The 11,299-nt window shown below is 73.8% G+C and carries 9 protein-coding genes, 1 tRNA gene and 1 pseudogene; 4 read left to right on the top strand and 7 right to left on the bottom strand.

The window, feature by feature from the left end:
• The 3 genes and pseudogenes from RM446_RS11935 to RM446_RS11925 form a co-directional block, all read right to left on the bottom strand.
• Window positions 1-223, bottom strand: a pseudogene (locus RM446_RS11935) (IS982 family transposase); the annotation flags it as partial.
• Between the two features lie 383 nt (window positions 224-606).
• Window positions 607-680 (bottom strand) — tRNA-Pro (locus RM446_RS11930).
• A 77-nt stretch (window positions 681-757) separates the two neighbouring features.
• Window positions 758-1,282, bottom strand: coding sequence for a DUF523 domain-containing protein (locus RM446_RS11925; RefSeq protein ID WP_311545311.1), 525 nt, complete (start codon window positions 1,280-1,282; stop codon window positions 758-760).
• Window positions 1,283-1,776: 494 nt separating this feature from the next.
• Here RM446_RS11925 and RM446_RS11920 point away from each other — a divergent pair, with 494 nt between their 5' ends.
• Both RM446_RS11920 and RM446_RS11915 read left to right on the top strand, forming a co-directional pair.
• The gene (locus tag RM446_RS11920; protein ID WP_311545295.1) at window positions 1,777-2,106 is read left to right on the top strand and encodes a hypothetical protein; all 330 of its coding nucleotides are present in this window, start codon (window positions 1,777-1,779) and stop codon (window positions 2,104-2,106) included.
• A gap of 260 nt (window positions 2,107-2,366) precedes the next feature.
• Window positions 2,367-3,197 (top strand): aldo/keto reductase, encoded by an 831-nt coding sequence (locus RM446_RS11915; RefSeq protein ID WP_311545294.1) that lies wholly within the window; start codon window positions 2,367-2,369, stop codon window positions 3,195-3,197.
• 292 nt (window positions 3,198-3,489) lie between these two features.
• Here RM446_RS11915 and RM446_RS11910 read toward each other — a convergent pair whose 3' ends face one another.
• Complete coding sequence (locus RM446_RS11910; protein ID WP_311545293.1) at window positions 3,490-3,648, bottom strand: hypothetical protein; 159 nt, start codon at window positions 3,646-3,648, stop codon at window positions 3,490-3,492.
• Between the two features lie 242 nt (window positions 3,649-3,890).
• On the opposite strand from RM446_RS11910, the gene RM446_RS11905 reads away from it, so the two are divergent.
• Window positions 3,891-4,631, top strand: a complete 741-nt coding sequence (locus tag RM446_RS11905; protein WP_311545292.1) for an alpha/beta hydrolase family protein — start codon at window positions 3,891-3,893, stop codon at window positions 4,629-4,631.
• A 157-nt stretch (window positions 4,632-4,788) separates the two neighbouring features.
• On the opposite strand, the gene RM446_RS11900 is transcribed toward RM446_RS11905, so the two are convergent.
• The gene (locus RM446_RS11900; RefSeq protein ID WP_311545291.1) at window positions 4,789-5,676 is read right to left on the bottom strand and encodes a sulfotransferase; all 888 of its coding nucleotides are present in this window, start codon (window positions 5,674-5,676) and stop codon (window positions 4,789-4,791) included.
• A 378-nt stretch (window positions 5,677-6,054) separates the two neighbouring features.
• Between RM446_RS11900 and RM446_RS11895 the strand changes: the two genes are divergently transcribed.
• On the top strand, window positions 6,055-6,828 hold the full coding sequence (locus tag RM446_RS11895; RefSeq protein WP_311545290.1) for an SIR2 family NAD-dependent protein deacylase: 774 nt from the start codon (window positions 6,055-6,057) through the stop codon (window positions 6,826-6,828).
• A 209-nt stretch (window positions 6,829-7,037) separates the two neighbouring features.
• Here RM446_RS11895 and RM446_RS11890 read toward each other — a convergent pair whose 3' ends face one another.
• Complete coding sequence (locus tag RM446_RS11890) at window positions 7,038-10,400, bottom strand: NACHT domain-containing protein (protein ID WP_311545289.1); 3,363 nt, start codon at window positions 10,398-10,400, stop codon at window positions 7,038-7,040.
• Window positions 10,401-10,587: 187 nt separating this feature from the next.
• Complete coding sequence (locus tag RM446_RS11885; protein ID WP_311545288.1) at window positions 10,588-11,262, bottom strand: uracil-DNA glycosylase; 675 nt, start codon at window positions 11,260-11,262, stop codon at window positions 10,588-10,590.
• Window positions 11,263-11,299: the final 37 nt, after the last annotated feature.

Raw genomic sequence — 11,299 nt, 5'->3', positions numbered from 1 at the left:
GCAGGCGGGGGAAGAGGTGGCCGATCCGGCGCGGGGCCACGCGCAGCCAGTGGCGTTCGTCGTCGCAGCGCAGTAGGACTTGGGCGATGGCGACGCAGACCAGTTCGGCGTCGGTGAGCAGCGGCGCTGGCCCGCGTTTGCGCGGTTGCCGGGCCGAAGGCAGGACGTGGTCGTCCAGGTAGACATAGAGTGCGGTGAGAAGGGCGTCGAGGTCTTTGGTCACACTCTGATCCTGGGCGCCCTTCGTCATGTCCGCAGCCGGTTCGGGAAACCCCCATCAACGATCTAGGGCCGACCGCGGTGGCTCGGACCGCGGCCTCAGCGGAGTCGAACCGTACGCCTGCCGGTCGTCTCCGGCGCACGCTGGCCGGTGTGATCAGCCGCAGCGACCTGGCCGGGGGGTCTTCACCCGTCCCGGCTCGTGGATCAGCGCGCGGGTCGAGTGCATCGTGCAGACCGATTTCGCGGCGCCGAGGCCGGGACCGCATTTTCGGCAGCGTGGCTGTGCCTACGGCTTGCCTACTTGCGACAGTTCGGGACCCGGCCAGGGTCCCGGAAACGGCTGAAGGGGTATCGCTCACCTGGCGATACCCCTTCTGAACTCTGTCGGGACGGCGGGATTTGAACCCACGACCCCTTGACCCCCAGTCAAGTGCGCTACCAAACTGCGCCACGTCCCGGTGTCCGGAGGCTGTTGCCCTGTGGACGAGTAAAACTCTATCGCATCTGCGGGCCTGCTTGTGACGGGTTTGCGGGGTCAGGTGGGGGGCGCGTGGGGCCCGTCTGGGATGGCGGGGCCCGCGGGCGGGGTCCGCAGGCGGGCGTCGGCGGCTTCCAGGTCGGATTCGCAGAAGACGGCGACGCCGTGGTCTTGGAGGAGCAGTGCGGTGACTCCCGGGCCGGGGGCGGTGGCTCCGGTGAACGTGCCGTCGTAGACCCGGTGCAGGCCGCACGACGGGCTGGACTCCTTGAGCAGAGCCGTGCGCGCGCCGTTGCGGGTGGCCGCGGCCAGCGCCGCGCGGGCGCCGTCGACGAAGTGCCGGGTGACGTCTTCGCCGTCGGGGGTGAGGATGCGGGCGCGCCCCTCCAGGACGGCGCGCGCGTCGGCTCCGGGCTCGATCTCGGCCGGGGGCCGGGGGACCGGCAGGCCGCCGGCGACCTCGGGGCAGTGGGCGACGATGCGGCCCTCGGCGCGCCAGCGTTCGACGATCTCGTCGGCGACGGTCCTGGCCCGGCCGTCGAACCGGACGCGGCTGCCCAGCAGGCAGGCGCTGACCAGGATGCGCTCCGGTGCTGTGCTGACCGTGCCGACCGGGCGCTCGGCCTCCGCCGCGCCGGTTCCCGCAGCGTGATCCGCCGGGCTCTGCGCCGATTCCGCGCCGGACCCGTGCTCCGCGCGCGGATCTGCTGTGCCGTCCATCACGTCGTCCGGGCTCCTGCTCTCCCTGCGTTCCCGTGCCCCCGGTTCCGCGGGCGTCCGCCGCCGGGTCGGCCCGCCCTGCACCGTCGAGCCTACGGCACTGCGCCGCCCGGCCTTGGCCTTCGGCCGCCCGCCACCGGTGACGCCCTTCGCGACCCCCTGCGCCCCCTGCGTATGCCGGCCCCGGTCGGTCCGCTCCGGTCTGCGGCGGGGCCGCGGACAGCGCGATGGCCGCTGTGCTGCCTCCTCGCGGCCTCCGCGCTCCCTCTCTTCGTTTGGAGCGGCCGCCGGGGGTTACTGGAGATCAGAGGAATGACGGCGGTACCCCGGATCGGCGGTTGAGGAGTTGGTTCGCCATGGGCGGGAACACGCGTGAGCAGCGACTGGATTCGGGAGACGCGACGATGGAGGAGGTCGGCGGCCTGGCCGCGCTCGTCCCGGCGCAGGCGCGCCCCGTCGACCTCGTCTACCGCCCGCTGGGCTCCTCCGGCGCCGAGAGCGACACGCAGCGCGACGTCGCCGCGGCGGCGGCCCGCACCGCCGTGGCCGGCGAGATCGAGAAGCTGCGCCCCGGGGAGCCCTACGTCCTCCAGCAGGGCCGCGTGGCCGACTACCCCGGCATCGCGCCGGAGTTGCCGCCCGGCGAGATCCTGGTCTTCGGCGTGGTCTACCGGTTCGGCGAGTGACGCCGCCGACCCACCCGAGCACCGCTCACCCGGCACACCCGCCCGTCCCACCCACTGTGCGGCCGCGCACGCACAGCGGGTGGCTGCCGCCCTCCGATGCCCCCTGACGTGCGCCGATATCGCACAATGGGACCCCGGTCCCGTCGCGGGTGCGACGGGGTGGCACTGTGCACATCGCCCGCGGCGCCGGAATGCGCCCCGAGGGGCCCGCGGTTCGCTGGGGGGAGACAGATCGTGCACCTGAAGATGGGGGAGGACTCATGACCACGGTTCCCGACGTGACGCTGAACAACGGCGTGCGCATTCCGCAGCTGGGGTTCGGCGTCTGGCAGGTGGACGGCGGCGAGGTCGCAGACGTCGTCGGCACCGCCCTGGAGACCGGGTACCGCAGTATCGACACCGCCGCCGCCTACGGCAACGAGGAGGGTGTCGGCGAGGCCCTGCGCCGCTCGGGCCTGCCGCGTGACGAGGTGTTCGTGACCTCCAAGCTGTGGAACAGCGACCAGGGCTACGACAGCACCCTGCGCGCCTTCGACGCGTCGCTGGAGCGGCTCGGCCTGGAGGTCCTGGACCTCTACCTGATCCACTGGCCGATGCCCGCCCGCGACACCTTCGTGAGCAGCTGGAAGGCCATGGAGCGGCTCTACGCCGAGGGTCGCGTGCGCGCGGTCGGGGTGTCCAACTTCCACGCCGACCACCTGCGCCGCATCCTCGGCGAGGGCGGCCTCGTGCCCACGGTCAACCAGGTCGAGCTGCACCCGCGCCTGACCCAGCAGGAACTGCGCCGGTTCGACAAGGAGCACGACATCGCCACGGAGGCCTGGAGCCCGCTGGGTCAGGGCCAGCTGCTGCAGGACCCGACCATCGCCAAGGTGGCCGAGGCCTACGGCAAGACGCCCGCCCAGGTGATCCTGCGCTGGCACCTGCAGATCGGCAACATCGCCATCCCGAAGTCGGTGACCCCCGAGCGGATCCGCTCCAACTTCGACGTCTTCGACTTCGAGCTGTCCAGCGGCGACGTCGAGACGGTCTCCGGGCTCAACGACGGCCAGCGCTTCGGCCCCGACCCGGACACCATGAACGCGGCCTGAACCGGACCGCGCGGCCGCCCGGCCCCTCCGGCCCCGAGGGCGCCCGCCCGAGGGCGCCCGCCCGGGACGCGGCCGGGGAGGCGGCGTCCGGGCGCGGTCGGCGCGCTGCTCGGCGCACCGAGCCGGTCGCCGAGCGGTGTTGCATGCGCAGCGCCGACCACCCCGGGCTTTGGGGCGGTCGGCGCTGCGCGCCGAGTGCGGCGCCGGGGGCGGACGGGTGCGTCCCGGCATGGCGTTTCGCTGCGGGGCCTCCGCGGCCTCGGGCCCCGCGCGCACCGACCGGGCGGCCCGGTCAGGCCACCTCGCGCCGCTTGGCGGCGTCGGCGAGAGTGGCCTGCGTGCCGCGCCTGGCCAGCCGCACCACGTAGACGATCCCGCCCCCGACGATGGCGGCGGGCACTCCGACGACTGCGATCAGCGCGATCAGGCCCAAGACTCCGATTTCTCCCATGGCCCCATGCTAGACGAGCGGTCGCGGGGAGGGGGAGGCGTCCACAGGTCGGGTGCGCCACTCCGGCCCGCGTCCGGGCGCCGTCCGTCCCCGCGTCCGAGCGCCGTGCGCCCGCCCCGTTCGGGCGAAGCCTGACCGCGTCGTTTTCCAGGCCACGGCGAATGGGAGACTCTGCCCAGGGCGCGATCGCAGCGGAGCCGGGCGAAGAGCGGCCGGGCCGCGGGCGGCGAGCGGGAGGCACGATGGCGAGCAGGCACGTTTTCGCGTACGGGGAGCACCCCAGCCGGCTGGTCCGCATCCACCAGCCCGACGTCGACGGCGGTGCGCCGTTCCCCGTGGCGGTCCTGCTGCACGGCGGCTGGTGGCGCGATGCCCACGACCTTCGGCTGATGGAGCCGGTCGCCGCCGACCTCGCCGATTCCGGCTGGCTGGTGTGGAACCTGGAGTACCGGCGCACCGGTGACGACGGCGGCGGCTGGCCGCAGACTCTCGACGATGTCCGCACCGCGCTCGACCTGCTCGGCGCCCGACTCCAGGAGGGGGCCGAACCCGGCGACCCCGGCCGCGTGGTCGCCCTCGGGCACTCGGCGGGCGGCCACCTGGCGCTGCTGGCCGCCCACGACTCGCCGCTGACGGCCGTCGCCGGCCTGGCTCCGGTCACCGACCTGCGTGCCGCGGCGCAGGCGGGCCTGGGCGAGGGCGCTGTGGCCGACTTCCTCGGCCCGGCACCCGAGGAGCGCACCTATGCCGAGGCCGCTCCGCTGCACCGGCTGCCCGTCGGCCTTCCGCAGCTGATCGTGCACGGCGACACCGACCACCGGGTCCCCGTCGGACACAGCCGCGCCTATGCGGAGGCGGCCCGCGCCGCGGGCGACCGGATCGAGTACGCGGAGATCCCCGGAGCCGACCACTTCGCCGTCACCGACCCGCGGCACGCCGCCTGGCACGCGGCGCGGGAGTGGCTGCGGCGCGTGTCGGCGTAGGCGGCCGCAGCGCCGCGCCTCCCGGTTTGGCGCAGCCGGCCGCGGCGCCGCCCCCGGCCCGCGCCCGAGCGCTCCTGCGTGCGGGGGACCGGCTCCCGAGAGCTCCCGCCTCCGAACCGACCGTCCCGCGCCCGACCCCGCGAGAGGGGACCGCGGCTCAGTGCTGCTTGGCGTAACCCAGCCGCTGCAGCTCGGAACCCGCGATCGTGCGGACGTCCTCGCGCTGCTCGGCGCTGAGCCGGCTGCGCCAGGAGCCGATGCCCGGCGAGTCGCTGCGCACCAGCTCCACCGCCGACACCCGTGCACCGGTGAACTCGCGCAGCTGCTCGGCGGTTTCGACCTCGCCGCCGAACAGGTCCTCATACCGCAGCGTCATCAGCCGCTCGGCCCCCAGCGAACCGCGCAGCCGCGCCGACAGCCGCACCGCGCCCCGCCAGCGCAGCGCGCACTTGGCCGCGGTGGACAGCTTCGGATACTGCGCCCGGTCCTTCTCGTCCTCGATCCCGAAGAACGGGTTGGGCATCTCGTGGTCCAGGTTGGCCATCGCGGGCCGGAACCACGACAGCGCCTGCTCATCGCCGAGCATCGCCGCCGACACGTCCCGCCCATCCCGGATGACCTGCACGAACACGGCGTCCTCGAACGCCCTCTGCAGTGCGGCGGCGCTGTAGAGCAGATCCGGGCTGGCGTCGCCGTACCGGCCGACGTCTCCCGCGTGGCGGCACGGCGCGGCCGCGTCGCGCGCGGGCACGGGGCCGCCGGGGCAGCGCGGGCAGGTGAGCGGGGTCAGCTGCCAGGACTCCGCGAACGCCGCCCGCAGCAGGGACGCGGTGCCTTGCGCCCGCTCTTCGGCGATGGACGGTCGGCGGGCCAGGGCGTGGACGGCGTCCTGGACGGCGCCGTGGCCGGCGCCGACGTGGAAGCCGGGTGCCTTGCCCAGCGCGCGGGCGACGAGGTCCACCCCCGAATGCGGCGCGCCCAGGACGAACACGGGGCGGCGGACCTTGGTCCCGTTCACGATGAGGATGTAGGGCGGCTGTTTCATGAGCAAGGAGATTTTTGCACTCTTCGGCGGGTTCTGGGCCATTCGCAGCCTTCCGGGACCGGCGCGGCCGGTTGCCCACTGATCCCAGCGAACCCCATCGGTGTCGAGTGACCTCCGCTTTCCCAGGGGATCGGCGCGTCGCCGCCCCTCCTCGGCCGGGCACACCCGGCGCGCTCCTGATGCGCGGCGTGTCCCCGCTGTGAGGCGAGATTACCGCGAAGTACGCCATGCGGTGGTATGTCCGAACGGGTTGTGGATGAGAAGTGGTGCATACGTGATCTTCCCGTGAGCACGCACGTGTGGCGCTGCCACAATGGTGGACGAACCGCCCGGCCGACCCCGACCCCGACCCCGACGCCGAGGACCGAGGGACCGCCCATGACCGCAGCCGCCAGCCCCGCCGACGTCGCGCCCCTGCTCGCCGCAGCGGACGGCATCGCCGTTCTCACCGGGGCCGGGATCTCCACCGACTCGGGGATCCCCGACTTCCGCGGCCCGCAGGGCGTGTGGACCCGCGACCCGGGCGCCGCCGCACTGTTCGACTTCGACACCTACATGTCCGACGCCGACGTCCGTCGCAGGGTGTGGCTGATGCGCCGCGACCACCCCGCCTGGCAGGCGCACCCCAACGCCGCCCACCGGGCGCTGGCCGAGCTGGACTCCGCCGGGCGGCTCCGCGCACTGATCACGCAGAACATCGACGGCCTGCACCAGGCCGCCGGCACCGCCGAGGACCGCGTCGTCGAGGTGCACGGCACCATCACGCAGGTCGCCTGCATGAGGTGCGGCGCCCGCACGCCCACGCCCGAGGTGCTGGCGCGGCTGGAGGAGGAGTCCGACCCGCGCTGCCTGTCCTGCGGCGGCATCCAGAAGGCCGACACGGTTTCCTTCGGCCAGCGCCTCAAACCCGACGTACTCGACGCCGCGGTCCGTGCGGTCGCCGAGGGGTCGGTGTTCGTGACCGTGGGGACGTCGCTGGCGGTGCACCCGGTGGCCGGGCTGTGCGACGTCGCACTGGAGAACGGCGTTCCGCTCGTCGTCGTCAACGCCGAGCCGACGCCCTACGACGACAGCGCCCGGGCGGTGCTGCGCGATCCAATCGGCGAGGTTGTGCCGCAGTTGGCGAAGTACGCGCTGGGGGCGGCGGGGTAGCCGGCGGCCGGACGAGACGCACCCCGCGGCCCGATACGCGCCAGCCGGAGCCGCCCGCGGGTGCTGCGGCGCTTCTCCCGCCGCTCGGCGGCGAGCAGGCCGCTCGCGCGCGCTGCACACCGTCGCGCCTCGGGTTCCGCGGCGCGGTCGCCAGGACCGCTACCGCCGTCCCCGTGTTCCGGTCGGTCTGCGGCAGGCGGCGCCCGCCGCTACGCCGAGCCCCAGCGCGCCCGGTCGTCGGTGCGGTCCGCGTATCCGAAGGGCGCGGAGCGGTCCGCGACCGGGCGCTCCCGCCCGGTGCGGCGGGGCGCGGAGCCGACCCGACCGCCGTCCGCCTCCTGAAGCTCTTCGGGGAGCGCGACCACGGCTTCGGCGCCCGACTCCGCGGCCTCGCCGGCCGCGTCCAGGATCAGGGCGGCGTGCCGCCCGTGGATACTGTGCTCGAAGCCGGTGAAGTGCGCGCCGAGTCCGTCGAAGACCGTGCGCAGGACGGCAGCCGACGTCGGTGCCCCGGGGTCGACGACGGTGACCTCCTCCACATAGGCTTCCGCGATGTGTCGGAGCAGGCGGCTGTAGTACTCCGCCGGGTGGGGACCGGGGCCGGAGCCGGCACCGGCCCGTGCGGCGCAGGACAGGTCCTCGACCATCTGGCGCAGCACCAGTGCCTCACGGGCGCCGAGCCGGTCCGTGCCGTCCAGCAGCCGCTCGAAGCGCCGCAGCCGCGGCCGCCACGCGTCGTCCTCGAACGAGGGTGCGGCGAGCCGCAGCTCCAGCAGGTCGTGGCCCTCGGCGAAGACCGTGCCCTCCTCCCTGTCCTCCATCCACCTCAGCGGCTCGCCGCCGACGTGGGCCAGGTAGGGCAGCATCATCAGGGCCATCCGGGCCGGGGTCCCGTTGATCCGCATCGCCGACGAGCGCATCAGGTTCGTCGTCAGCCCGCCCGCGGGCAGGGTGACCGAGTAGGGATCGGTGACCGACAGCGTCTCGCGGCTGTCGATGTCGAAGCCGACGCACTCGCCGAGGTTGAGGTCGGCGCCCTCCTCCACCGGGGCCAGCAGAGTGTGCCGGTCCTCAGCTCCGTAGCCGATGTGCCGCAGCCGGACGGCGTTCAGCAGCCCGTGCCACTGCGCGTTCGGCAGGCCGCGCCACTGGCCGGCCAGCGCGCGCCAGTCGCTCAGATCCTGTGAGCCGTGCTCGTTGTCGAACAGCTCGCGGATGTCGACGCCGTCCGGCGCCACTCGGGTGAGCAGCAGCACCAGGTTGGCGGTGTAGGCGGCCTGGCGCTCGGTGACGGGCACGCGGCGGGGACGGTAGGCGGTGTAGGAGCGGTTCTCCGCCGGATACGGGGCCTCGCGGAACAGGTCGATCAGCAGCTCGCGGTACTCGGCGGCCTCGTCGGGGCGGCCGGCGAAGCGGTGGTCCAGCAGGTCCTGGACGAACTCGACCATCGCCGCCGAACCCGCCAGCAGGGCATAGGACGTCAGCGCGTAGAGCAGCCCGTCGTCCACCGGCGGCGCTGCCCGCGGCCGCCGCGCCGCGAAGCGCCGCGCCTCCAGCAGGTCGTCGAGCGCGTCGGTGACGGCGCGCGCCACGAGGTATTCGCCGAAGGTCGCGTGCAGGAACTCGTAGACGCTCGCGACGCCGGACTCCTGCCGCGCCTGCGACTCGTGCACGAAGAAGAACCGGCCGAGTACCTGGTGGGCGTCTCCGACGGCGCCGTGCAGGTCGGTGTCGGCGGGCCGCACCGCGGCACCGGGCATCAGCACGGCCAGGTCGCCCTCCAGATCGGCGGCCGTGACGTGCTGGCGCTGTCGGACGAACATCGCGACGGCGACGGCCTCCAGGCGGTGCATCTCGTCGTCGACGGCGCGGGCCATCGCGTCGTCGCCCAGGTGCGGCCGGTGCTTGCGGACCTCGCGCCGGGCGAACATCCGGAGCAGTTCCTCGTACAGCCCGCCACGCGAGAATGCGCCGCCGGAGCGCTGCAGCGCGTTCTCTTCGGAGTCGTAGACCAGAAGCATGAGCAGGAGCAGCGGCTGTGCGGCGAGCTCGCCGAAGGCCAGCAGAGCGTCGGCGTCGGGCGGCCGCAGTCCGCGTTCAGTGTAGGCGGCCTCGTTGGACCCGCTCCAGATCTCCACCAGGCGGGCGACCTGCCGGTCGTCGAAGGGCTCCAGCCGCAGCACCGGGGTCTCCTCGGGGAAGCGCGTGCGCTCGGCGACGACGGTCCGGCTGGTGACGAGGACCGCGACCGGCTGCCCCAGGTCTTCCTGCCGCTGCTGGAACTCCTGGACCTGCTCCAGGTAGTCCGACCTGTTGACCCCGCTGGCCTGCAGCAGCTCGTCGAAGCCGTCCAGGATGACCACCGGCAGCGCGCCGCCGGCCGAGTCCGCCAGCTCACGCCAGGCCACCCGTGTCTGGAGCGTCGCCGCCAGGCCCTCTTCGATCTGCGTGTGCAGGGGCGCGTTGGGCGGCACGGCCCGCAGTTCCACCCGCAGGGCGAAGAAGTCGGCGGTCGACAGCCGGGCCGCGAGCATCTCGGTCAGCACCGACTTGCCGGCCCCGGGGTGGCCGAGGACCACGATCGGGGTGTCCGTCGCCTGGGGAGAGGTCAGCAGCCCGGCAAGGAGCGACTCGAGGTCGTCGTGCAGCGAAAGGCGCTGCCACCAGCTTTCCGCGGACGGCTGGTCGCCCGCGGTGACCAGGGCGAACCGGCCGCGGGGCGCAAGGTAGGCCGACTCCATCGTGGGCAGGACCAGTCCGGCCGGGGCGTTGGCCGAACGAAGCAGGCGGCGGCCCAGCGCCGCCTGGTACACCGCCGCCAGTTCGGCGCGGCGCCGGTCGAGCGTGCGGCGCGAGCCCATCTCCTCCACGAGCGCGTTCAGCCTGGCCAGCCCGGTGCTGACGGCGGCGACGCTCTGTTGTGTGTCCTCGTGGGCCGACAGGTTCGCCCACACTCCGAACTCGGGAACGTCCGCGGCCAGCTGGCGGTAGGACTCGGTGAAGCGCCGGCGGGCGAGTTCGGGCACGCGCTCCTCGATCGCCCGCGCGGCCGTCGAGCGCGCGGTCTCGTCCAACCGCTCCCACACTGCGAGACCGTCCAGGAAGCGGGTCAGCCTGCGCGCGAAGATGCGCGTCTCCGCGGTCGCCGACGTCCGGGCGTGCGTGCCCCGGCCGGCGAACAGCAGGTGTGCGCCCGGTTCCGGCCCCGGCAGCTGCTCGCATAGCGCCAGCTGCTCCTCGGCGTCCATCCGCAGATCCGCCAGCGACAGGCGGGCGGGCGAGTCCTGCAGGACCTCGTCGGCGGCCTCGAACGCCGCGACCGCCGCGAGGGTCTTGTAGGCCGCCGTGACCCGCTCGGTCCGGTCCATCCGGCCGACCCCGGTGATCTTCTCCCGGATGCCGGTCAGCGCTCGCCGGCCCATCTGCGCGATCGCCCCGCCGGCCGTCGACAGCCCCGGCAGGCCCACCGTGCTCAGCGCTCCTGCTGCCAGCTTCTCCGCGAAGTCCAGCACGACCGAGTCGTCCTGGCCCAGAATCCTGAGCGCGTCGGCGTAGCCGAGCCTCCTGGCCATTGCGTGGGCGCCCTCTCCTGTCGTGTCGCGTCTCGTACGCAGTGCTCACATCCCGGCGGGACGATTCAAGTACGGCGGGTGCGAATCCATCAATCCGGGCGCAGCGGTGCGGACGGCCGCATCCGGCCGCCCGCGCCTCCGTCGCGCCTACGGCGTCAGCGGCGGGTGAGCGGCGCTCCCGGGCCCCCTACTGCAGCCGCCAGTCGACCGGCTCGGCCCCCTGCTCCTCCAGCAGCCTGTTCGCGCGGCTGAACGGCCGGGAGCCGAAGAAGCCGTTCTTGGCCGACATCGGGCTCGGGTGGGTGGACTCGACGCAGGGCACGCCCGGCATCAGCGGGCGCAGGTTGCGGGCGTCGCGGCCCCACAGGATGCCCACCAGCGGGGTGCCGCGCTCGGCCAGGGCGCGGATGGCCTGGTCCGTGACCTCCTCCCAGCCCTTGCCGCGGTGTGCGGCGGGCCGGCCCGGAGCGACGGTCAGCGCCCTGTTGAGCAGCAGGACGCCCTGCTTGGTCCAGGCGGAGAGGTCGCCGGTGGAGGGCATCGGCAGGGCGAGGTCGTCGCTGTACTCCCGGAAGATGTTGCGCAGGCTGCCGGGGAGCTTGCAGTCGGGCGCGACGGAGAAGCTCAGCCCCACCGCGTGGCCGGGGGTGGGGTAGGGGTCCTGGCCGACGACGAGGACCCGCACGTCCTCGAAGGGTTGCTGGAAGGCGCGCAGCACGTTCTCGCCCGCGGGCAGGTAGGTGCGGCCCGCAGCGACCTCCTGGCGGAGGAACTCGCCCATCCCCGAGATCCGGTCCTCCACCGGTGCGAGCGCCCGGGCCCAGCCGTCGTCCATCACTTCGTTCAAGGGTCGTCCTGGCATGGCAGCACCCTAGCGGCCGGCGGTGACGGCCGGTGCC

Source organism: Streptomonospora wellingtoniae (genome assembly GCF_031845375.1).
GTDB classification, from domain to species: Bacteria; Actinomycetota; Actinomycetes; order Streptosporangiales; family Streptosporangiaceae; genus Streptomonospora; species Streptomonospora wellingtoniae.
This window is presented reverse-complemented; position numbering and strand designations above follow the sequence as displayed.

Coding starts and splice junctions, on each gene's coding strand:
- RM446_RS11915 (WP_311545294.1), top strand. CDS start 2,367: ATGACCACGGTTCCCGACGTGACGCTGAACAACGGCGTGCGCATTCCG.
- RM446_RS11910 (WP_311545293.1), bottom strand. CDS start 3,648: ATGGGAGAAATCGGAGTCTTGGGCCTGATCGCGCTGATCGCAGTCGTC.
- RM446_RS11890 (WP_311545289.1), bottom strand. CDS start 10,400: ATGGCCAGGAGGCTCGGCTACGCCGACGCGCTCAGGATTCTGGGCCAG.
- RM446_RS11900 (WP_311545291.1), bottom strand. CDS start 5,676: ATGAAACAGCCGCCCTACATCCTCATCGTGAACGGGACCAAGGTCCGC.
- RM446_RS11920 (WP_311545295.1), top strand. CDS start 1,777: ATGGGCGGGAACACGCGTGAGCAGCGACTGGATTCGGGAGACGCGACG.
- RM446_RS11895 (WP_311545290.1), top strand. CDS start 6,055: ATGACCGCAGCCGCCAGCCCCGCCGACGTCGCGCCCCTGCTCGCCGCA.
- RM446_RS11905 (WP_311545292.1), top strand. CDS start 3,891: ATGGCGAGCAGGCACGTTTTCGCGTACGGGGAGCACCCCAGCCGGCTG.
- RM446_RS11885 (WP_311545288.1), bottom strand. CDS start 11,262: ATGCCAGGACGACCCTTGAACGAAGTGATGGACGACGGCTGGGCCCGG.